Below are 23,154 nucleotides of genomic sequence, written 5' to 3'. Positions count from 1 at the left end.
TTACTCACCCCGTGCCCGATTAGGACTCTCAGGAAGGTGATTTTCAGACCGTTCTTGCACTTGTCGCCGTTCACTACGTCTATCCTCTGTACCGGTTGGCTGAATTTGATTTGACTTTGAGTTTTGAGACATTTGTGTCTCATATTCATCCATTGGCGGCTCCATTGCTGCAAGACTAGAAAGATCACTATCATTCGAATTGCTTTGACTGGCTGATTGGGATTGAGGACTTCTCTCATGTCGAATATTTTCATCCCATGATGTAACTCGAGGCTGAGATGAGTCTCTCCACATATCTTCTGGGTTTCTCTCCCGTGAATCTTGAGAAGTACGAGCTTGAGAAGTACGATATTGCTCACGGTTCAATGTCTCTGCTTTTGGTGCGGGTTGATCTATTTTCTGTGGTTCTCGATGTTGTTCATCACGATTTAATTCTGCTTTACCTACATGACGATGACCAGAGGAACCTTCTTGTGTTCTTTCCAGCTCCTGTTGTTCATGTGAATCTTTCTCCAAACTGCTTTGGGCCGTTCTATCCTGACGACTGTCCTTATAGTCACTCATATTAACGACTTTACCAGCAGAATCTTCTTGTGAAGAACGAAGTTCTGAACGATCTGCTGAATCGTCCATATTACTTGTAACTGCATTAGCAGATACACTGCTGTTCTCATCTTCTCCTGTCTCACGGTTTTCATTTCGTTCTTGAGCATTCTGTGCTGCCTCGGATGCTGCCGTACCAGAAAGATATGCAGAGGCCGCAGTTCTAGCAATATTAGTAGCTCTTTCTGCTGGTTGGCGAATTCCTTTTTCATATGCACGCTTTGCCATTCCAGCATCCACTGAAACTACCCTGCCGGCTGTGATAAATTCAACGATCTTATCCCTATATTTAATCATTAGAATAATGGCAAGACCTGTTACAAAAGCATTTAACATATATTGATCAGGTGTATCCATTGGAATTAAGTCTCCTGTAATGCTAATAATCAAAAATGTAAATAGGAGAATCATTCCAATAAAGGCTTTCATTAAAAAGGTACCAACCAATCTGCCAAACGCATACCAAGCGCTATTTGCAAAGTTCGGTAAAAAAGAGATAATACAACTGAGTGGCAGTATTACACTTATTGCCAAGACAAGAATTTGAACAACGAAATTAGCAAATGCCACTAACAGTAAAGGAATTCCTAATATTAGAGCAAAGACTAACGAAAAAATGGCAATACCAACTTTGTTTGGAATTCCTGCTTGCCCCATCATCGTATTCCCAAGCTCATTAGCCTCTGTTGTAGCAACCTTTTTTCGTTCCTCGTATCCCTCTTTGTTAAGCTTATATTCTAGTAAATTTGTAATTCTATCTTTATCGTCTTTTGTAAGTTTAGATTCATCTGTCGTGCCATAGTTCATAGTTAAATATGGTTTGTAAACTGAAATATCAAAGTATTGATTACGGAGAAGAGCAATAGATCCCTCTAATTCTTGGCCTTTAGGAATCTCTTGGTCGTTGGTGATAGTAGTACCCGCTTTCATAACAAGTCCTTGTGCTTCAGCACTCCAATTATTCATCACTTTTAAAAACCAGCCGACATTTGTAAACCAAACAAAAGCAACAACAACGACTGCAATTAACCTAAATGTTGTCTTGCCTGCATTCATACTGTTTTTCTGACCAACGTATTGAAAGAAAATATACAACACAGCAATCACAAACAACAGAACACCGAACGTTCCATAAAGGTTCTCCCATATATGAGTCGATATTTCCCCGATCCGATCAGCAAATTTATTAACGACTTCTATATTATATAACCAGTTAAGACCAGTATCGACTAAACCGGAAACCATCTTAGTTAGTCCAAAAGTGATACTTGCAAGACTGTTCATATTTTTGTTTAATGATTCTTCAGAAAAAGGATTCCAGCTAGATTCTACATCAGTAACAGCATCATATTGGTCATAGCTGTATCGCTTACTTTCAAGGGTAATTCCACCCTGTTTTACATCTTTGGGTTGCACCTTGCTTGCGGTATCATCAGCAAAAGCCGCAGAACCAATAAAGGAGATAAAAATGATGGATAGAGTAAACAGAATTATCTTTGAGGTTTTTTTCATGGTTCCCTCCCTCGTCTACACATCGTTGTAGACATTTATCCTTCTATATTTTCTGTGTACACCGGCTCTCCTAAATCGTCATCCCCATTGGGATAGAGGTCATATTCACCACTTTTTTGTTTTTTATAAGTCATTTTAATTGGATCGCCTTTTCTGATTTCAAAATACAATGAAATATACTTCCCATCTTGATACACACGAATTTCTGTATTTTCACGCTTCAGTCTGTCGATATCTTTAACAACTCCTGGCTTCTGTAATCTTTCATTTTGCAGGCTAATGACTTGATTAATTTCTTCATCATATTTCTCTTTGTCCCCTCCACAGCCGGTAATACCAGCAATGACAGCAATGAGAACGAAAGATCCAATAAGTTTTTTTATCACGCAAGTTCCTCCTCTGCCCTTGCAGAATGCGACTTTTCAACTGTCTTAAATGCAATTACCCATTCTTCAAATAAACAATCTATTGAGAGCTTGCCGACACGACCGTAAAAATCCATAAAAAGCGCTTGCCCTTTGACCATATTTGCAACCATTTCTTCGTTCTTTTTCGTTTGTGGAAGATTCATTGTTTTTAAAATTGCAGGACGATCGACATCATTATCAAAAGCGAATCGTGCCCCAAAATTCCCTTTATCATCATCGGTTTCAGAGTCAGCCATATTTTGTGAAACAAGATATAATTGATTCTTAAAAGACCGCCCAACACGCTTCATATCCTTAATCAATCTCTTACCACCACGAGCTTTAGTCAGCGTCCATGCTTCATCAAAAATAATGGCTGTTGGATCTTCGTGGCTCCGGCGGCCAAATTTCTCACAGAATTTCGCGAGACCAATCATAATACTGAGACTCTTTCTATCACTGTCACTGTAGTATCGTGGATCATCATCTTCATTCGGTAAATCCAACCCTGCGATCTCTAAGATAGTGACTTTACTGTTCAAATTAATAGCATCTGCGTCCCCATAACTGAAAACCAATTGAAGAATGCTATTTTGAACCATTTGAACCAACAGCTCCCCGGCACTCCGAATTGTAGGATTTTCTTCATTATGAATTAAACGATCAACAACATTCATAAGACCAACGGTCTCACCTTTCGCCCTCTGTTCAATAACGATATCTAAAGATTTCAATATCTCCGTTTTCACATCATCTTTTCCATGAAGATCATAAATTTGCTCAATGATGTCCTGAGCTGTTTCTTTCGCTTCATAACCTTGCAAGAAAACAATAGGATCTAAAACTCCGAAATTATTTTTGTTAGAAACATCAAGCGTGACATAATGAAATGATCGAATTAGCTCTATAAACATCGGATACTTAGCCCGGATATTAGGGTCACTAATAGCTTTATTAAACCATTTACGGATTTCTACTTTCGGATCAGTCATTAAAACCTGACAATCCAAGAACGATAAATATAGCAAGATCATTTTAACTAAGAATGATTTACCTTTCCCGGTTGCTCCAGTGATATTCACATGTGGACTGTCAGTGATGGCCCCCGGTATTCCTTCATTCGCGATAAATGGGTGAAACAGTACCACATCCCGACTACTGGCTATAGATTGATCAAGAGGGACTTTATCAGTGAATTTGTCTACTCTTCCAAAATAAAAGCCGACATTCGAACCGAGCCGGTTCGATAGACTGAAAAGATTCTCTGCAAAACCTTCATGTGTGGTTTGCTGAACCCAATTTTTTTCAAACTGTAACGGGGCACCATGCAAAAATTTGTAGAAGAGCTGCAATTGATCAGCAATTGGCCGAACACAATAAATATGCGAATGCTTCATAATCCGGATAACTTCACTTGCCCTGCGTTTACATTGTTCTTTATTTTTCCCACTAACAACAAATGCTGCTACCCATTTCATAAATGGAAAATTGTCATTCTTTATTTTGTTGGTCAACTTGCCAAGCAACTCACGTCCGGAATAAAGTCTGTTGTCAGTTTCATCCACCTCATTCATATCCTTTTGGGTTTCACTAAAGCGCCGTTTCGTGATAGCCACTTTTCGAAGCGTTGATTCTTTTGATTGATATTGAGCTTTTATATGCAGCTCTACAGGGAAATTTAAATTTTGTGCCCGTTGAAAAATGTGTGAGTATTCCATGTTTTCAGGGAAATCATCGACTACAATAAAGCTGATATAACATTTACCTTCCGTCGTTTGGAGATTTAAGAATCCTGGCTCTGTCGGATCAATAATGGCATCAGTAATATTTGTTTGGCCACGTTTCTTTTGCTCTTCAACAACACTATGATCTATGTCTCTCAAAAAGTTGTAACGATTTATATATATCAATTGATCTTCTGTAAGCCGCCTTCCACCAACACTTGCTACCAGTTGAAAAAGGTCTTTTTCAAGCTCAGTAAACCGTTGAAAAAATTCTGCGGTCATTTCCCTTTCCATCCCCAAAAGATTTACTAAAACGTCTGAGACAGACGTAAAAGCGTTTTTTATAACTCCTTTGATGTCTTCTGATCCTTCAAGTAAGTTTCCTTTTAAGCGAACCCCAAGAATAAAATCCGGTTGAGTAACACGACCAAGCTCTTGATTTAAAAGCTTTATCGCTTCGGAATTGTAATAACGGCCAATCTCTAAAGTACTTGGATGAAAGTCTTTTTCTAAAGACCCAAACCGCTGTTCTAAATCAAGATATTGCGGATACATTTCTAAGTGGATATCTTTATATTTTTCTAACTCCTTAAACAGAATCCGGAACTCCGCTTTGTGATCCTCTATTTTTTCTTTATTGCTCTGAGGCACAACAACGGGGCTAATGCGATAGTAAGCATAAATTTCACCCGACTTTGTCAGCATAAGATTGTTGTGTAAGCTTTTGATCGGTGTTTTTAACTTCATCGTCATACCCGTCCTTTCTCTTTATAATTGTTTCTTCAAAGGTCACTTGTTCCACATTCGTATATAAAACCTCTTGATCGTTAGCAAACTTTCGTTTTGGCATATATATACTTAAAAAATAATTGGCAAAATCAAAGAGAAAAAGATGGATCTTCTTACCGTTGTATTTTTGTTTGATCAGGAATCCGCTTAATAAATAAGGGATTCCTATATACATTACAAGTGTTAAACCCGGGATAATTGATCCGATATTATTAAAGAAGTCACGAAAAGCGATCATCGCGAGGAATATCGCTGTAAACAATGTTCCTCGCACCAAACTTAACCCGCCAGGTATATTCAATTTCCAAATCTTATATAGAGTAATAGGATGGTTCATCGTTTTTTTGTAATTGTACGCTCTCATTTATTACCCCCCAAAAACTTTTGAAGCAATTTCAGCCAACTGACCTAAAAGTCGTTCCGGATTTCCTACTGCAAAAAAGACAAAAGCTCCTGCAACGAAAAAGCCAATCAATCTACCAATGTCCTGTTTAAATAGGTAATAGACTCCAAACAATACTAAAACAATCGCTACGGCGTTACCGCCTTCGGTTGTAACCCAAGTTTTAAGGTCTCCTAATGATGGAAGACTTGCACCTAAAACATAATAAAAGTTCATCATAATTATTTACCTCCTAATGTGTTTTCCATCTTTTTTACGAAATACTTCCCATCACGTTTCTCTAAATAAATTGTGAAGCTTTCTGTATTTTCAATAGAAATATCTTTTTCCTGAAATTTAACATTTGTTTTTATGACAAATTCATTTTTACCCGAAGGGTATACTTTAGTATTTTCCAATCCAACAAATGAACGCTGACCGTTTAGAGCCTGTGGCTTTTCCATCATATAATTAAGATCATCTATTGTCCCATCTGCGTATTTTTTGAAGAAATCTTTAAGCCAGTTCTCAATTTCCTGTTTTTGCTCCATTGGAGCCTCGGATTGCTCGGTCAATGGGTTTGTTTCACTTTGAATACCTTTTGTCTTCACATCCGGAACCGGAGTAAAATATAAGTTAGAAACGACTGCATAACCGTTTTTTGATGCCCTTATCGGCACATTAAGCAGCATAGTACGACTGGTCTGTTTCTTTTCCTCGTATTTTTCTTTGACTTTTTTCTTTTTCTTTCCTTTCTTCTTCTCAACCTCCCGCTCTTTTTGCTGGATAGCAACATTGTCATAATCTACTCGATACTGCAAAACAGCTTTGTCATTGTCAAAATGAACATCATACAATGTCTTATGATTCAATTGTCGATACCCACCAACGTCTCCCATCGTATCAACAGTTAAACCTTCTGCATAAAAGCTTTGTAAGGCTTTTTCGCGTGCTTTCCTTTGTTCGCTGTCACGCGGAATATTCATATATTCATCAACGACTTGATCTCCAAAAATCTCTATTTTTGGACTTCGATATGCATCATACCCGTTTTCATCCTGATTTGCAGTAACAGCAGCAAGTGCGCTTTCCGTTGCCTTCGATTTTTCCAAGGCATTTTGAGCACGACCAAAAGCTAGGATTCCAGACATTCCAAGAACAACGATCAACGCCCATACAAGAACAACAGCTCCTTTGCTATTTCGGATCTTCGGCAATTTCCGGCTTTCTTTTTTGCTACGCTTAATTTTATTGTCTGAAAAAATGCTTGACACTCTTTCTTTCAAAGCGCCTAATGCCATTATTCTCCTCCTTTCAAATTGGGTTGCCTTTTGAGTATGATCGGCTTGCTCCGAAATTGGATCTTTCTTCTGATTCAGTCCATTCATCGGATTCCGGAAATAAGTGATTTTACGTCTCTCTTCAGACGTCAATCCCTTCGCTGCCTTTCTAACGACTACAAACACTCCTGTTTCCAAGTCTTTAATTTCGTCTGGATGAACATAGAATTTTTTAACTTTCCGAGTTGTACCTTTTTCTGATTTGAATTCGATTCTTTTTAGTGGACCACCAACGTTTTCAGTCTGAGTTGTCAGGTCAACGTCGCTATAAGTTCCAATAATGGAAGCGACGGCTTCCGCAGAAGCAGCTTCATTACTGCGGCCAAAAAAGAATGTGTTACAGTTATCAATTACCTGTTTTGAAATGTCCTGTCCGTTAATGAACAAATCACCTAATGATTGAATACCGATAGCTGCCCCAAATTCAGCACTACGCGCCCGTGCTAGGATGTGAACAATCGTTTCAGACCCATAGGCTCCAAACTCATCAAAAATACCAAGAGCGCCTTTCTGGACATCCTGAGCATATCGAGTTGTGACACTATAGGCTAAATCCGCAATGACAAACCTAGCAAACCGCTTGATAAACTCGGAATATATGTTGCTGTTAAACGAGAAGATGACCGATTCTCCTCTTTCCAAAATCTCAAGAAGATCAAGACCCTCTGGATCATCTTCTAACAGCCCACCAAGTTCAGAATAGATCAATTTTTCAAGTTGTGTTTTCATGCTTCGCACAAGTTCTTGAACGGGATCACCCTTGCTTTCGTCAGTCAAAGCCTCTATTTCTTCCTCAGAGAGTTCTCTTTTGCCAAAAAAACGTTCCATGTGAAGAGCAGACCTTGGACTAAGTACTTTACGTATCACAGTACGCTCATGAACCTCATAATCTTCAATCTCTTCCTCCGATTCATCTAGACCTAGAATGTCATCCGAAGGATTACTTTTCTTCTTAACAGGGATCTTATCCCGAATAATCTCTTCTTCTTCTATAACATCAGACATCAACGTCTGATATACAGATCGGAGAGACATATGTCTGGCGATCATCGGTAAGTCAGTCTTTAAATCAAAATCGTGCAGCATATGAATTACTTTTTGCAAAAAGTTTTCCGCTTCATTTTTATAAAAGGCGTTTTCCCAGTCGAATATCGCCATAATACGGTCAGTAATACTCGTCCTGTTACCATGACGGATTGGGTTGTACTTTAGCGGCGTTTTTTCCGAAAAAACATGAAGCTTGCGGCCATACATGTCTGTTAATTTCTTAAACTGATTAATTGTTTTTGGATCACCTTTCCCATCAACAAAAAACACAGATTGAGAATTAGCAAGTGCGCTTTCAGCCACAGTTAAAATAGCCATTGTTTTTCCGCTTCCGGTTGTTCCCTGAAACAAAACGTGTTTAGTTGTTTCCTCAAGGGCCATTTCAGCTTGCCTTTTCTTTTCATCAATACCAAGTAGAATATTTTCGACTGGCAAAGACTTTCCTATTGATCTAGATACATTTTGTCGCCACTTTTCTTGAACTTTATCATTAATTTTCACTCGATTCTGATATATTTTTTCGTAATCACCGCTTTTTCTGTATTCCTCGATTACATCTTCTTTCGGTTTAACAATCTTGCCCTTGAAAAATTCATACACAGCAATACTGATTCGTGCAATGATAATCGAAAGAGCAATAGTCGAAATATAAGTTTGAGAACTTGGATGAAATGTCTGACCATTATTAATTAGCTGTTCAAAATAATCTAACCGGCTATTCATACCGGCTAATTTTAATGAAACCGGTATGAACTGAAATAAATGCTTCCAACCTGCAAAATAGAGCATTCCACCTAAAACCGCAACAGACGGCCAAAATAGCAATTTTAATTTACCCACCTGTTTTAGAGAATAAGCTACACCAAATATTAAAAGCCCTAACACAAGTGACGGAAGAAACGCTAAACCTACAGATAACGTAGCAATAATAATTGCACCATAACCAAGTAGAGAAGTGAAATCAACTTTATTATCATTACTTGGCTTTCCATTTTTGTCCCTCGAAAAATTTAAGTCCATTTAATCCTCCCCAGTTAAAAGATCATCTAGCATTATAAAAGAAACCTTGACCCCTACTGATGAAGCAATAGCCTGAATATGATTTCTAATTGCATCTTCCTTACAAATATAAAAAATACGATCATACAAGCCGTTTTCAAGCGATTTTTTATATTGATACATTTTCTTTTTAATTCTTGTACTTGTTTTTCGACTCAATTCAACTTCAAAAGCAAAACGACGTTCACTATTGACTAAAACAAAATCTGGTACCTCCTGAGCTATATGCCGTAAAGCATTAGGTTTTTGGGTTTGCTCAACACTCATCGAAAGAAACAACTCTTGTATTAATTCTCTTTCAGTTTTAAATCCAAAATTTTTGCCTTGAGCTGCATACCGATCCAGAAGGCTAAAAATCACATCATTCACTGTAAGATCATGTTGTAATGTAGAATAACCTTTACTAGCAGCATTACCAATGCGACCAATAAAACCAGAACCCTTTTTTGTAATACAAAGAACCTTTCTCCGACCAAATACTTTTGTTTCCACAAAACCCAGTTCTTCGGCTTGTGCACGAGCGCGATAAATTGTCATAACTCCTAAATCCTTCAAATAACGCTCTAGTTGAACACTAGTGATAACACCGAAACAATCAATAGCTTCAACCACCCTTCTTCTTTTTTCACTTAAAATATAATCCATTTCCACAGACCCCCGAACTTCTAAAATATTCAACCTCCTTAGTTTAGCAAGCATAATTTCAAAAATACATACCGATTTCATACCATAAATATACCACGATAAAATGTATCCATTGTTTTGTTTTTGAATAGTACTATTCACTTTAGGGGCCCATTCACTATATCGAGAATCCTAGCGTATCCAAAAACATTTAAACAACTATTCTAATGGACGGCTGTGGTATTTGTAATTCTTCACTTCGTATCCAAAATATATGGGAAAACCTTTCCTTAGGACGACTGTACTTCACAACGAATTCAGTACCCCGGAAAAGACCACAAATAAACTATCTTATCCACCCCAACCTCTCATACACGGTATTCTCTACACAAAATGAACCGTATCCACTACACCCCTCCGACCACCTCAAAACTCCCAACCTCCTCTCTTCATCCCCTGTACTTGAACTTTATCTCTTGAACTTATCTCTCATTCACCACCCCACCTCTTACTAACTGCACCAAAACCACCACCATTCTATCCTCTCTCTGCACATCAATATTTCTTGTTTCGCTCGTGACTTCCCTCTTTATCACGTAGTAAGAGGGAAGTCACGAGCGAGTCCTTAGAGAAATATTGATGTGCCACCTTCCACACTACATAGATCTGGTGGTTTTGATACCTTTAAATTACCACCTTATTACCACGATTATATCACCTCAACTTATGAAATCAAGACCTATTCAGGGCCTAATTTTGCAAGGAGATCCTATGCCTTTTTACCTAAAAAGCTGAAAGCCAATCATTTAAAATTGAGGAGATCTAAGGCCGAATAAAATTAAGAGTACTCCATACCTTTTAATATTTAAGTTTATAAAACAATGTCAATTTAAGAAAAAATCAACGAAAATAATTGGTTTTTCCTTGTTTTTGATTTAAGGTTTTGGCAAACTCGGATTCCAGGCTAGGACAACGGCTGGAAACGGCTGGTTGCAGTTTTCCCCCTTGATCGATGGGAGAAAACTGCACTTTGACAAACTCGGTATACCGAGTTCAGGTATCCGTTTGGTATCCGTATGTATAGCGCTTCATCGTTTTGCTTTCGCCTGTGAGCTTATTAACTGCACCATTCCCTTAGCTTCACTAGAAACATCTCTAGATCATCTCACAGCCCCTCTGTACGTCCAAAGAACGAACAGACATGGTGTCCAACCCTCCTTTTACTTTATAGCTTTTATCACGCATACAATGGCTTGTACACGCTTTTTTCCCCAATGGCGAAAAGGAACAAAACATACCGTCCCTGCCTGACAATCCATGAAGCAAGATCGCCCGACACGCTAGACTTTTTGAAATTGGCTCCAGCTAACCCCCTGACACCTTTTTTTTATCGTAGAGGATAAGATCATTGCTCTCCGTACTAGACAAATAGAAAAACCGCCTGAGCATAGCCCAAGCGGTTCCAACATCCATCTTAACTGGAAAAAGTGTCGTGTTTTGATGAAAAATAACTGTCCAAAATATGTACAAAAAGCTTGTTTTTAAGCGGGTTTATTGCTATTATAGGGACAGATATTCTTTATCAAAACATGAATACAGGTCTTCTATGACCTATCCAATTAAGCTAGCGAGTTGGGGAACTCGAAGGGCTAGCTGATCTGAAAGAGTGTTGTTGGCGCAACGCTCTTTCTTTTATGTAAAACGATTTTTCTTGAAATCTAGTAAATGTATGAAGTTTTAAAACTAATATACACCTTTTTAATAGATTCGTAAACCCCTATTGATAGGGGTTTTTTATTGTTTTGAAAATGTATACATTTTGTTTACATTAACACTTGACTAATGTATACATTTTGTTTACAATTAAGTTAAGAATATAAGAGGAGGAATCATTCATGAGATTAGCAAGTGTAGACATTGGTAATGATGCAGTTAAAGCATATTTAGGAGGCCTTAAAGACGAAGATCAGCTCTACATACCTAATGTAGTTGCAAAGTTAGAAAGCCGTTCTATTGTAGAAATGGAAAAAAACCCTTTAGACGCTATTCATGTTGAAATAAAAAGCACCTCATTAAAAAAGGATGTTCAAAAAGTAGCAGTCGGAAAGCTAGCAAGCAAACAAACAGTAAATGAAGAATTAACACCAGACACTGACAAATCAGAAAACGATCAAGCAATAATTATGTTGCTTACTACATTGGCCCTCGATGCTGCTAAAAATCTTAAAGTTGATGAAGACAAAGTCATAAAAGCTAAGTATTTACTCTCTACAGGTCTTCCAATGGATGAAACGAAAAGGGGATTAAATAAAGCATTTCGAAAGAAAATAAGAACTGGAAATCATAAGGTGACGTTTTTAAACACTCCTATTTATGAAGGAATAACTGTTGAAATTTCTTTTGAAAATGTCTTGGTTAACACTGAAGGCTTTGCAGCTTATATTGATCTTACAACTAATAATGATGGATCTACAAAAGATGAAAGCATCATTGGTAAAACAATTTTAATCAATGACATTGGTGGCCTTTCAACTGATAGTGCGATCATAACAAAAGAAGCTCAAGTTGATAACGAATTTAGTGATGGTATCAAAAAAGGCGTTTCTGGAGCTTTAGATAACATTATTAAAAAAGTGTATACTCAGCACCGTTACAACATTAAAAGCCGTAGAGACCTAGTTGAAATAATCACAAATGCTGACGTTGAGGAAAAAAATACAATCTATGTCGCAGGTCAAGCTGTAAGCATTAAAGACATTGTAGATGAGGAATTATCTACACTTGCCAACGAAGAATATAAGCTAATTAAAAGCATTTGGAGAAATGTTCCCGATATCCGTAAAGCATACAATATTGGTGGCGGCTCGGTTGTTCTAAAAAATTATTTAATAGAACTTAATAAAGAAGATGCAAAATTCCCTTTTGAATTTCCTAAAGTCGATAACAGCATTTGGATGATTGCACGGGCCTACTACAAAATCCTAACAATCTACTGCCAAAGCAAGGAAATAAAGTTACCAAAGTCTGAAAATCCCGTAACTGCCCAATAAAGGTGATGATAAACAATGAAAGAAATCAAACCAAAGGACTTAATTCAATTCAGATTGCCTGTTGATACGCCAGAGGTCGTTATCAAAAAGATCAACAAATTAAAAAAGCAACATGGCCGAAAGTTTGGAAGCGAAATTGCTGATCGGCTAATCAATATCATAGAAACAGAAGCGCTCACCAATAAGAAGAGGAACAGTATTGTCGTTCCTCTTCCTAATGATTTAACTTATAGAGAAAAAAAGAAACTTGAGAGTGAGGAAGTCCGGCACCTTATCGGACAAATAGCTATACAACTTCTAAGGGAACCAGCTAAAGCTGTTCGCCTATCTTCTCAAGAAGATGAGGCCAAAAAGATCGGCGACAACGAGGAGACAGAGACAGCACCGTTCATACAGAATAAGAAAGTTTTACAGTTTGCACAGGATAACTTCTTGGATTTTGACGATGAGGATGATTAAAGCAATAGCTGAGTGGATTTAGTTTTTTTAGAGAGGAGAAAACATGAAAGAAAACAACTATTTCTGTGAGAGTCAAGGATCAAAGGGGTTAACAAAAAAGTTGATTTATAGCATCTTTCCTTGGTTTTCGATTATAGTTATAATCATTTTTTTATTAGAAATAAAGATACCTCAAGACTTTTATCCGGAAACGAATTTTAGAGGGCTTCGTTTTTTGTTTAGTGACGACTGGATCACTATACCTTTTAATAGGTTAGATAAGGATGTCCTTGTTGTTTTTTTAAACCTTACTAAATTATCAGGGTGGATTCTTACTTTAAATATAATTATTTCACCTATAGCTGAATTCAGTAAACAGTGGCATGAATCTACAAAGCGTTATATCTCTATTATATTAATAGGATTAAACTTCTTATTATCTTGTATAGGAAGTATATTAGCGATATCTGGCATAGGATGTCTAATTTTTATATCATTTTTAAATATACCGATTTTTGAATTATTTTTTTGAATACCAGTTAAAAGGAAGCAATTGAATTTTAATAGAAATTACTAAAAACATTAGAAGGCTATTCAAAAGATTTAATTAAGGAGTGAGCTTAATTGAAAACATGCACCTACTGTGGTACAGAACTTGCTTCAAATTACTGCTCATACTGTGAAATGGCCCTCAAGCTTGACGACATCTCGGAAAACGGTCAACGAAAAAAACATTCGCTCTCCTATGAACCTGATCCGGCTGACATTTTTAAATCGACTCTTGAATTATTAAAATCCAAAACAATTGAACTCATCTATCTATTAAGATACGCCCGTAAGTACCGTTCAAATGTATATAATAGTCGCCTTAACATTCATCGAGCTGAACAGGCCGGACAAAGCGATAAACAGCTTAATCAGTTCCATCAAGAAAGCTACAAGGAGTACGAAAAAGCCACTCGCAAGGTATGGGTGATCGAAAACATTATTGCTGACCGGATCGGTTACATACCGGAACAAATTAATGACAAATTTTTATCTGCATACGTCAATAAAATAGAGCAAAAACAAGGTAAGATCATGCTGATGAAAAGTCATTCGTAAAGAAGAGATTTGTGAGGGTATAGTTTTTTGGCACTTATCGAGATTGATTTAGATGACAAGAAAACAGAAGTGTATCCAAACACTTTGATCAATAGGAGGACAGTACATGCGAAAATTAGAAATTTACAAGGAAGATTGGGAATTTGTCATCGAGCATGTAAATGAGTTTGACCATGCCGTGAAGAGTTATTTTGCCACTGAAGAAGGTTTAAAAGAAGGTCTTGAAGCTTATATTCCTTTGATGAATGAGTATGAAATAAAGGCATCTAGTGAGGTTTGGGGATTGGTTATCAACCTATTAAATTCTATTTCTGTAAGTAAATCAATCAATGAAAGAGAATAAACATGTATAAATGGGGTTTTTCGATAGGTTCAACCCTACTAATGTAAATGAAGATTGGAGGCGCTCCTCATGACTAATATTCAAGCAGCCATCAATGAACTGCATGTCGCTTTCAAGAAGTTAAATGATGCCTTTTTCAATGGTGAACTGCCTGAACCAGCAATCACCATTCAAACAAGTGGAAACCGTAAATCTATGGGATGGTGTACGACAAAAGAAGTCTGGCGCGACAAGGAAGGGAAAAACCGACGGTATGAATTGAACATCGCAGCCGAATACCTCGATATTGAGTTCATGGAAACTATGGACACGATGCTTCACGAAATGGTTCACCTCTACAATGGAATTCACAACATACAAGACTGCTCCCGCAACGGCACCTATCATAACAAAAGATTTAAAACTGAATGCGAGAGGCGCGGCTTTTACTTCCCTGACGACAAACCAGATAAAAAATATGGATGGGCTTTTCCAAAGCTGACAGAGGTCACAAAGAAAAAGATTGAATCATTAAAGATTAACCCTAAATCCTTCAGTATTGCACGAAAAGGATTTCACGGCGGGGCTGGCGACAATGAATCCGGAGAACAGCAGGAAGAAAAAAAGCCTAGAAAGTTTAAATGGATCTGCCCTAGGTGCAGCCTGCGCGTGTTATCTTCTAAAAAGGAAATCGCGGTAAAATGCGTAGAATGCGATGAAATCTTAATCAATGAATCTTAATTGACAGACCTACGGTGAAAGCCGTGGGTCATGTTGTTTTTCCTTCTTTTGTTTTCTGAGAGAGTTTTAAATGTTTTCGTGAATGATATACCACAGGCAATATTCCAAATACAAAGATCCTTAAAAAGGGATCTGGTCTTCATTTTAAAATGTCACACTCTACTGATATATATCGGTGGGAACAGAAAGTTTGAACTTTCTCAAAAAGGGATGGAAGTCTTGTGTTTTTCAGAAAATTCCTATAAAGTAAAAATTAGCGATAGATTCGGCTTTGTAGGGGCGTTCGGCTCACCTCCAGAAAGAGGGGAGGTGAGAATATGGCTGTAGAAAGCGCACTTGGATTGATGTTTCAATTTGGAATCCTGATTGTTGGGATATTGACGCTTGCCCATAGTTTCTCGAACAAAAAAAAGTAAGAACGCCCCGACTACCAATCTTGACGTTCTTACTTTAAAAAATTAAATTTTGGATCAAGGCCGAACTCCCTTACAGGAGCCTCCTATCGCCGATCGGAGATGTTACCAGCATCTTCGATCTTTTTCTTTATTATAGTCTCTTTTTTATACATTATACTCATTTACATACATTGTATTCATTTACACCTCGATTGTATCAACAAAATCACAGCATGTCCAGATTATAAGTTTCTATTTGTAATAAGTCAGACGAGAACCCCGCCTCACACAAGACGTGGTCTATTTTTACTGACTCCATATTCCTTTATGTTCTTTTTTAGCTTTGTTCTCGATGTCTCGGAACTGATCGATAAATTCAGTATTTGGAGGGAATACGGCGACACGCGCAAGCCCCTTCTGTAGCAACAATTCATTTATCATTGTCCCGTCCTTCAGATAGACATAAGCCAAGAGCCGTCCGTATCTATCCCTTTCCTGAACTCCAAGCCTTAGATCAACTTTCTGGCCGCTGAGTGTCTTTTTAGTGAAGTTTGACACCTCACATCCGAATGGCTCTTCTCCCTTTTTAGGATGAACAGTCTCAGGGGTATCAACCAAAATAAAACGGACGCGCTCTTTCTTTCCACTCTTCATCCTTATGTCTATGGTGTCTCCATCTACAACATTTACGACCTCAGCGGAAATTAAACGCTGTTCCTGCTGCTGTTCGGCTACCGTTGTCACGTCTGTCGGCGGTGTGTCTGCTGCTTTATTGCAGCTCACCAAGACGCCCAGAAGCAACACAAGTGACAAACTGTATCCTGCTATTTTCTTCATAAGCCTTTCCCCTCCATTACTAGACTGCGTTTCTCGATCTCCTTAACTATCTCTCTCGTTGGCCATTCCTTTAAGTCGTCGGGGATGGCTTCGCCACGCTTTTTTAGAAGGTTAACTAAATAATAATAACATTGGCCCCAATCGTGATAATGAATTTTTCGCACCTTGTTTTCCTCCTTCAGCTGTCGCCCGGCACCGGAAGGGGAACGTCATAGCCAAGAATAAACGGAGCCAGCATTTCAAAATACAAAAAAATTATTAATGATTTGGATAATGTCATAATGAGAGACAATAAACACTGCAATAACTCCAATTAAATTAAAAATGATCCAGTGAGTGATTTGTTTTAGCCCCTGATAGCCGTCTGTACTTATAAAGAGGGATAGTATCCCCATTACGCAACAAATAGCATGTGCAAACGTAAGATTATGATTTGAGAAGGAATCTGCGGTCGATTGTCTATAAAAATCAATTGACGTAACAAGCCAATATACGACCGAAATCAACTTCATAAGTTTAATAGCCACAATTAATCCTCCTGTCCTTCAGGTTCTATTTTTACGTTAAAAAAAGAACAAAGGTTTCATTCATTGATTTTCTCTCGGGGCTCAAAAAATTTATAGGTGAGGGGTAAAAGCCCCCGATTGCTACAAGTTCATGAAAAAATCAAAAGCTTTTTTTATTGCCTTTTCCTTGTCGTAATCCCGCCGAAATCCTAACTCTACAGCTGGACAGGTATCACAAATATAAATTTTGACTTCTTTGATCGCCTGACGGTAAAGCCTTCCATGCTTGCAATCCGGGCAGGGCTGTGAATGGTTTAGGTCTGAAAAATAATTCTCTATAAACGCCACGTCGTCAAACGTATAGCCCTGTAAAAACCATTCATATGAAATGCCTAATGTATCACGACAATACTTTTTCAGTTCTTTTAAAAGCATATACTCTCTTTCATTCCGTTGCAATTCGATATATTCACACATTTTGTTCTCTCCTTATATAGAATTGGTACGCCCCAAAAGGGGCGTGCCTTAGCTTAATACGGAATTTCGTCATCATCAGCGCCTGGAACAAACCCCATTGGTTCCCGGAAGTCTCTGTCAGCTGACTGTGAGCTGCCTGATTGTTTTTTCTTTGGTTCTAAAAACTCAGCTGTTTCAACGACAACCTCTATTTTATAAACTCTAGTGCCGTCCTTCTCATATGAGCTTGTTTGCAAGCGTCCGGATACTCCGATCAAAGACCCTTTTCGCTGAAAATTTGCGATGTTCTCGGCAAGCTTTTTCCATGCCTGACAGTTGATAAAGTCGGCTTGTCGCTCGCCTTGCTGGTTGGTAAAAGTCCGATTTACAGCCACTGTAAAGTTAACGACGGGATTCCCGCTCGGTGTATATTTAAGTTCCGGATCTCTTGTAAGTCTGCCAATAAGTGAAACATTATTCATTTATGATCTCTCCTTTTTTGAATAGTACTATTCAATACTTTTTTAAAAAAATTAGGCTTCAATGAGCAGATTTGAAATGACATCACCCGAAAACCAACACTTCTTATACAAAATCTCATTTTCTCCTTCGGCCAGTAACATGATTTCCTCAGCCTCATCCCAACTGTAATTTTTCAAGAAGTCTAATAAATCAGCATATCCATACTGCGGTAATAGATGAAATAGCCAACTTTTTCTAACCTTAAAGCAAATACCCTGCTCTCCATCCTCCGCGAAATCATCATAAGGCCCGTGCGTCCACAACAAAATTGAATTATTCATCATAAAAACCTCCTCGAAAATTTGTTTCGATATACTTTTTTGCTAGGTGCTGAAAAAAATAACGATTTACGTCGCCATTGCTGAAATCAATACACATGAGGGAGTATTTGACCACCTCCTGCTCTCTTTTAGATGCTGACAGAATGACTTCATATAAAATCTCAGCTTCGATAAAGTGCGTTAGCCCGCCAACATCCACCCGATAAACTTGATCCTTCAAACCCTTCTCATCTATAAACCTGCCTAGCCATGTTGTCGTATCAATCATGTTGTACCCTCCATTAAGTAAATTTTTTTAGGGGAAGGGCGGTGTCTCCGCCCCTAAACAGCGACATACAAAGTTCGATAATCAAAGTGATGGCAAGCAACGCGTAATTTGATTTTGTTGTCCTCTGTCTCATCGACCCGTAGCCACCATCCGCTAGGCGACTCTGTCAGCTCTTTGGCAAAGTCCAAAAGGTCCAACAGCTCGCCTTTTCTGAAATTCACCGCCGCGTCATAAGCGTAATCATCAGTAAGCGCCATGTCTTGAACGCCTTGTATTACCTGCCCCGACAAGATCGCTTTAGCGATCTTGTCAATCGTCCATTTTGAATGAGGATTAACCCTTTTCGGTTTTGCAAATGGGCTGAAGACGCGCACCGCCTTTTCCTTATCATGAAAGTTTTTCACGCTCCCGTCATCAATGTCCGGAAGATCGTTTACGATAGCTCTTTCAATCAATTCAGCAAAATTGATTTTCAGAAAGAACATATACTCATTCATGATTTCTTGGCCATCAAAAGAGCCTTTCTGAAAATATACCGTATGTTTGATGACTGTTTTTCCGCGCTTTAAAGCATTATCAAGGGTACGGACGATAAGCGTATTTTCGTAGAGAGTGACTGCAAGCTGTTCTGACTCAACATAAACGGTCCCGTTGAAATAGATTTTTGTCTTATTAAATCCTGTATAGGCTTTCTCCAATTCTTTTAGGTCTTTAAAGATTTCAATGCTCATTTGGTTTCCTCTCCTTTTTTCATTTTTGAACTCCGAAGGGAATTAGTTCCCCAAAGGGGGATTATTTTTTCCCTTTTTGACACGTAGAGCGAAAATGCCCCATAGCTGACTCGTCAAGGGTTTCAGCCGGAAAAGTTTTTATCACCGCTGCAGCTTGCAGCGGGGTTTCGATAAAAAGTTTTTCGCCCCTTGATGAGTCAGCTCGGCTTGTTGGGCCGGAGTCGGGAAGAGTAACGAGGCTCGCCCGACCCCGGCCCTACAAGCCTTGGGGACATTTACGCTTCGGAGGTCAAAAAGGGAAAAAGCCGAAAGGAGACGTATGTCTCCTTTCCGCCTGGCGTTGTTTTGTATTTGGTTTTTTCATCTTTGTTCACTCGTTAAAAAATGGACAGGAACATAGCAGCTGTAGCTTCTGCATCCGCTGCAAGTAAATCCGGAAGTTTATAAATGTATGTTAGAAGTCGTCAAAAAAAAGGAGGCATTATGCAGGGAACTAAGAGGTATTGGAAGGATACGCTTAAAAAATATGAAAACCAAGATGAACAATTCTTAATACATTCTTTGCTTAAGCAAAGAAAAACGGGCTTAAGCCCGTTAAATGAAAAAGGAGGCTACTGTGATTTTCTCGACAGCAGCCTTCATTTATATGAAATTTCTAAAAGCAACGGTAAAAGACATCTCCTATATTAAAGAATTCCAATAATGCTTTTTGTGTTTCTCCAGGAAATGCTTTTGTGGAGATTCGAATTGCCTTTTTAAGTGCTCCCATTCGGGAACGCCCTAAGTTTCTTTGGTGTTTATAAGCTCTAACAACTGTCTTAACCATTGTATTTATTCCACCCATTAATTTTGCGGCTTTTTTCACTTTTAAAAGCTTAGCCCATGGTATAGCATTAGAAATAAGAGCCTTTCCTATACTTGAAAGACATGGCCAAGATAAAAAGCTCTGTGTTTTAAATGTATGATTGTTATTTATTTCAATAGTTTTTAAGCCTTCTTCAGTAGCAATAAAATTGAAATCCTTGAAGTCAGACCCTTTATTTTCATTTAGCCATTTAACCCCTGCTTCAATCCCTCGTTCCGCAACATCCGTAGGCATTTCATCAATTAATTTAGCAAAAGGACCAAAAACATTTTCGAGTTGTTCAGCCTCAGCATTAATTTCGTTTGAAAGACTTTCTGCTTTTGCCATTGGAAGAGAGACCGCCGTGGAAAATAATAAGCATGTACACATAAAAATAATTATGTACTTAAAAGTTTTAAAATTAGAAACCATAAAAACCCTCCTATTAAAGTAATTTACAAACATTCCATGTAATTATATACTATATAAGTATTTAAGTGGATAGTTAATTTTCTAGAAAGGTGAATATTTCATGAAAAATTTTATGGTTACTTTACTCTTTGTTATTGTTATAGGATCTTTTGTATCTAACTTTTTTTTAGAAGAAACTGCCCAGACAATTGTCAACGTGATAGGGATAATTGGAATTTTAATTCTCGCTATTGTATTTCGAATCATTAAAACAGACTAAGGACGATAGGGAAAAAATCAATATTGCATTAACCTATTTGTGGTACAATATTTAAAAAATGGGAAGGGGATCATTAAGTTTGAGTAAAGAAGAGACAATTCCTTATGATCTTGTTGCTACGAAGATGAATTTTTGGTACAACTCACTTAAGAATAACTGGATACATAAAGCTGAGGAAACAAAAGAAGAAGTCAGGGAACTTCTCGAGAATATGGAAGAAAACCAGGACGTTCTTGTTTATTATTCATTACTTGAGTTTAGGCACAAGTTACAACTCGACTATTTGTATGCTGATTCAGGTAGTGATCTTGAAGAACGATTTAAAGAGTTTAAAAGAATTAGAGAAAGAAATAAACTAGAAGGTATGCTTGAGTACTATTATCAATTCTTTTCGGGGATGTATCATTTTAGACAAAAAGAATTGTTACATGCTTTAAGGTATTATAGAAATGCAGAAATTAAACTTGAAGTCTTCAACTGCGATGAGTTAGAGAAAGCTGAGTTTTATTTTAAAATTTCAGAACTTTATTACAATATGAAACAAACTTTGTTTTCGATGGATTATGCTAATCAGGCATACAACATCTTCAAACAATATGACACTTATGGTGATAAATGCATTCGCACCAATTTCATTATTGCAGGTAATTATTCAGATCAACTGCATCATGAAATGGCTTTGAATAATTTACAAAAAGCTTTAGCTGAATCTGAGAAAATGGAAGAGGGGTTTTTGATCGGGGCTTCTCATTTAAACATTGGCTTATGCTATAATGAACTTGAAGAACTTGAGAGATCGTCCAATCATCTACAGAAATCCCTTGAAATTTACAGGGAAGATAGCAGCATCTATTCGTCTAAGGCTGCTTTTAATCTTGCATATGTTGAAGCAAGGAAAGGTAACATAATGACAGCACAATGACTTATATTTTGAGGGTAAAGAATTGGCTGAAAAACACCAGACTTTAGATGACCTTGCAAAGTTGCAGTTACTTAAAGGGCTTCACTTAGACTATGACATGGATTTGATGAGGGAATCATTTAAGTTCTTCAAGGAGAAAGGTATGTACGCTGAAATGGAAGATTACGGACTAGATGCAGCAAAAGTGTTAGAGAAAACAGAGAAACTGCATGATGCTATTGAATGTTACCGTACTGCATTTGAAGCAAGATGCTTAATCAAAAGGAGTGTGTTGGCAGGATGAAAACTAAAGCTTTAATATGTATTGTTTTATTGTTAGGTGTAACAGGGGTGGTAAGTTCAACCTATACCCAAGATAGCACGCCTTACCAAGTTTCAGAAAGATACGCAACTTGATTGAAGAAAGTGTAGTCAAACCATTTTTGTCTCAAGACAACTATTACTATATGATCGCAAAAAATGCACCCGAAATAAGAGTGCATTTTTTATTTGGCATAGAAAATATGTATACAAAATCTAAACATTTAAATCTCTAGTTTACATAATAATAACCACTATGAGAAGTTGATTTTTTAGCCAATCCTCAAAATCGATCATTTTCAGCCGTGAGAAGCAATTTTGCATCTGGGAAATAATCAAAAAATCGCCCTTTTGTTTCTAAGGGGCGATCTTTTCTTTCCTCCATATAGCTCTTATTTTCGCATTCATCGGCTTATTGCGATTTGTTATTAGTTGGTCTATCATATATTGTTTTATAGTGTCCGCAAAAACTCTTTGTAGTGTTGCTATGGAATTTTTTTAAGCTTGAATTCCGAACAATGCAGCTGTCCTGGAAGATCCAAAAGGAGCTAAAACACGAATGAAAAAAGATGGCCAACTTTCAGATCCTCACTTATTCACGAACGAAGTATAAATATATCAGTACCCTAAAATTTTCAGGATGATTCTGACGCAATTAATGGGTGATTGTTCATTAAAATCAATTTAATTGCGTTAGAATGCTCATATACAACATCGTTTTGCTGTAATTCCTGAACGTGTTTAGTCTTACGGTTGCTGTCCTCCTACATTGGCCATAAATTCAACATTATCTACTTTCCAATCTCCATTTTCTAAGTAATCAAATTTGTTTTTATGACGATCTTCTGCTCGCTGGCTGTACATTGTAACTGGTACGGACAGTAAACTCGTTCATAAAAGAAGCTTCCTGCTTATCCGATTGATATTCATAACTACGTAAACCAGAAATGGAAGAGGATACATCAGAACCTTTTTTTGGAATACTACTGCCACTCGGATAAGTGGACTGATAACCTTTTTCTGTCATTAGTGGCTTGATGTCTTCATATCGCTGTTTCGTGTTTTTTGTAAGTGAAAAATCTATTGATAAACTCATGGTTCAGCTCTGCTGCCTTTGATTGATCTAATTTTTTCAGTCGGTCGATCTGGTCAGCATAGTTTCTTTTTTTGCTCTGTTGCAGCTGCTAAATCCTTTTTTAAAGATTGGGTGTATATTAGCATTAAAGCCACGGCAATGGCCGCAATGATAACGACAAGCC

General features: G+C 37.6%; 24 protein-coding genes and 1 pseudogene. 9 read left to right on the top strand and 16 right to left on the bottom strand.

Annotated features, from left to right (window positions below):
* The 7 genes from HOO54_RS00840 to HOO54_RS00810 are packed head-to-tail and all read right to left on the bottom strand — an operon-like array spanning position 1 to position 9,541.
* On the bottom strand, positions 1-2,115 hold the full coding sequence (locus HOO54_RS00840) for a CD3337/EF1877 family mobilome membrane protein (protein ID WP_172292116.1): 2,115 nt from the start codon (positions 2,113-2,115) through the stop codon (positions 1-3).
* A gap of 35 nt (positions 2,116-2,150) precedes the next feature.
* Entirely contained in the window at positions 2,151-2,501 is a 351-nt protein-coding gene (locus HOO54_RS00835) for a cystatin-like fold lipoprotein (protein ID WP_309244851.1), read from the bottom strand.
* Positions 2,498-4,993: an ATP-binding protein gene (locus tag HOO54_RS00830; protein ID WP_172292114.1), complete on the bottom strand. Its 2,496-nt coding sequence runs from the start codon at positions 4,991-4,993 to the stop codon at positions 2,498-2,500. The genes HOO54_RS00835 and HOO54_RS00830 overlap by 4 nt, the downstream gene beginning before the upstream one ends.
* The gene (locus HOO54_RS00825) at positions 4,932-5,399 is read right to left on the bottom strand and encodes a TcpE family conjugal transfer membrane protein (protein ID WP_172292112.1); all 468 of its coding nucleotides are present in this window, start codon (positions 5,397-5,399) and stop codon (positions 4,932-4,934) included. Before HOO54_RS00825 ends, HOO54_RS00830 begins: the two co-directional genes overlap by 62 nt.
* Positions 5,400-5,402: 3 nt before the next feature.
* Entirely contained in the window at positions 5,403-5,657 is a 255-nt protein-coding gene (locus HOO54_RS00820) for a TcpD family membrane protein (protein ID WP_172292110.1), read from the bottom strand.
* Positions 5,658-5,659: 2 nt separating this feature from the next.
* Positions 5,660-8,824, bottom strand: coding sequence for a helicase HerA-like domain-containing protein (locus HOO54_RS00815; protein ID WP_172292108.1), 3,165 nt, complete (start codon positions 8,822-8,824; stop codon positions 5,660-5,662).
* Positions 8,825-9,541 (bottom strand): replication-relaxation family protein, encoded by a 717-nt coding sequence (locus tag HOO54_RS00810; RefSeq protein ID WP_172292106.1) that lies wholly within the window; start codon positions 9,539-9,541, stop codon positions 8,825-8,827.
* A gap of 1,841 nt (positions 9,542-11,382) precedes the next feature.
* Here HOO54_RS00810 and HOO54_RS00805 point away from each other — a divergent pair.
* The 7 genes from HOO54_RS00805 to comI all read left to right on the top strand — a co-directional run bounded on the left by HOO54_RS00805 (position 11,383) and on the right by comI (position 15,558).
* On the top strand, positions 11,383-12,537 hold the full coding sequence (locus HOO54_RS00805) for a ParM/StbA family protein (protein WP_172292104.1): 1,155 nt from the start codon (positions 11,383-11,385) through the stop codon (positions 12,535-12,537).
* Between the two features lie 15 nt (positions 12,538-12,552).
* The gene (locus HOO54_RS00800; RefSeq protein ID WP_172292102.1) at positions 12,553-12,996 is read left to right on the top strand and encodes a hypothetical protein; all 444 of its coding nucleotides are present in this window, start codon (positions 12,553-12,555) and stop codon (positions 12,994-12,996) included.
* A gap of 43 nt (positions 12,997-13,039) precedes the next feature.
* Positions 13,040-13,507, top strand: coding sequence for a hypothetical protein (locus HOO54_RS00795; RefSeq protein ID WP_172292100.1), 468 nt, complete (start codon positions 13,040-13,042; stop codon positions 13,505-13,507).
* 92 nt (positions 13,508-13,599) lie between these two features.
* Complete coding sequence (locus HOO54_RS00790; RefSeq protein WP_172292098.1) at positions 13,600-14,079, top strand: hypothetical protein; 480 nt, start codon at positions 13,600-13,602, stop codon at positions 14,077-14,079.
* Positions 14,080-14,185: 106 nt separating this feature from the next.
* Positions 14,186-14,422 carry a hypothetical protein gene (locus HOO54_RS00785; protein ID WP_172292096.1) on the top strand — a complete coding sequence of 79 codons (237 nt, stop codon included), beginning with the start codon at positions 14,186-14,188 and terminating at the stop codon, positions 14,420-14,422.
* Positions 14,423-14,491: 69 nt separating this feature from the next.
* Positions 14,492-15,142, top strand: coding sequence for a SprT-like domain-containing protein (locus tag HOO54_RS00780; RefSeq protein WP_172292094.1), 651 nt, complete (start codon positions 14,492-14,494; stop codon positions 15,140-15,142).
* 317 nt (positions 15,143-15,459) lie between these two features.
* Complete coding sequence (comI, locus tag HOO54_RS23955; RefSeq protein WP_241657006.1) at positions 15,460-15,558, top strand: competence inhibitor ComI; 99 nt, start codon at positions 15,460-15,462, stop codon at positions 15,556-15,558.
* Positions 15,559-15,843: 285 nt separating this feature from the next.
* Here the strand turns inward: comI and HOO54_RS00775 are convergent, their stop codons facing one another.
* The 8 genes and pseudogenes from HOO54_RS00775 to HOO54_RS00740 form a co-directional block, all read right to left on the bottom strand.
* Positions 15,844-16,374, bottom strand: a complete 531-nt coding sequence (locus HOO54_RS00775) for a thermonuclease family protein (protein ID WP_172292092.1) — start codon at positions 16,372-16,374, stop codon at positions 15,844-15,846.
* Positions 16,375-16,613: 239 nt separating this feature from the next.
* Entirely contained in the window at positions 16,614-16,901 is a 288-nt protein-coding gene (locus HOO54_RS00770; RefSeq protein WP_172292090.1) for a hypothetical protein, read from the bottom strand.
* A 120-nt stretch (positions 16,902-17,021) separates the two neighbouring features.
* Positions 17,022-17,357: a hypothetical protein gene (locus HOO54_RS00765; RefSeq protein ID WP_172292088.1), complete on the bottom strand. Its 336-nt coding sequence runs from the start codon at positions 17,355-17,357 to the stop codon at positions 17,022-17,024.
* A gap of 134 nt (positions 17,358-17,491) precedes the next feature.
* A pseudogene (locus tag HOO54_RS00760) lies at positions 17,492-17,818 on the bottom strand (single-stranded DNA-binding protein); the annotation flags it as partial.
* A 51-nt stretch (positions 17,819-17,869) separates the two neighbouring features.
* The gene (locus tag HOO54_RS00755; protein WP_172292084.1) at positions 17,870-18,139 is read right to left on the bottom strand and encodes a hypothetical protein; all 270 of its coding nucleotides are present in this window, start codon (positions 18,137-18,139) and stop codon (positions 17,870-17,872) included.
* On the bottom strand, positions 18,132-18,407 hold the full coding sequence (locus tag HOO54_RS00750; protein ID WP_172292082.1) for a hypothetical protein: 276 nt from the start codon (positions 18,405-18,407) through the stop codon (positions 18,132-18,134). The genes HOO54_RS00755 and HOO54_RS00750 overlap by 8 nt, the downstream gene beginning before the upstream one ends.
* A gap of 53 nt (positions 18,408-18,460) precedes the next feature.
* On the bottom strand, positions 18,461-19,138 hold the full coding sequence (locus HOO54_RS00745; protein ID WP_172292080.1) for a hypothetical protein: 678 nt from the start codon (positions 19,136-19,138) through the stop codon (positions 18,461-18,463).
* Positions 19,139-19,793: 655 nt separating this feature from the next.
* Positions 19,794-20,414 (bottom strand): hypothetical protein, encoded by a 621-nt coding sequence (locus HOO54_RS00740; protein WP_172292078.1) that lies wholly within the window; start codon positions 20,412-20,414, stop codon positions 19,794-19,796.
* A gap of 338 nt (positions 20,415-20,752) precedes the next feature.
* Here HOO54_RS00740 and HOO54_RS00735 point away from each other — a divergent pair, with 338 nt between their 5' ends.
* Positions 20,753-21,595, top strand: a complete 843-nt coding sequence (locus HOO54_RS00735; RefSeq protein ID WP_253907583.1) for a response regulator aspartate phosphatase — start codon at positions 20,753-20,755, stop codon at positions 21,593-21,595.
* A gap of 22 nt (positions 21,596-21,617) precedes the next feature.
* Positions 21,618-21,878, top strand: coding sequence for a hypothetical protein (locus tag HOO54_RS23950; protein WP_253907582.1), 261 nt, complete (start codon positions 21,618-21,620; stop codon positions 21,876-21,878).
* Between the two features lie 849 nt (positions 21,879-22,727).
* On the opposite strand, the gene HOO54_RS00730 is transcribed toward HOO54_RS23950, so the two are convergent.
* Complete coding sequence (locus tag HOO54_RS00730) at positions 22,728-22,991, bottom strand: hypothetical protein (protein ID WP_172292076.1); 264 nt, start codon at positions 22,989-22,991, stop codon at positions 22,728-22,730.
* Between the last annotated feature and the right edge of the window lie 163 nt (positions 22,992-23,154).

Origin of the sequence: Bacillus sp. WMMC1349 (assembly GCF_013155385.1) — a bacterium.
Taxonomy (GTDB): domain Bacteria; phylum Bacillota; class Bacilli; order Bacillales; family Bacillaceae; genus Bacillus.
The sequence above is the reverse complement of the archived record's forward strand: the minus strand, read 5'-3'. Positions and strand labels throughout refer to the sequence as shown.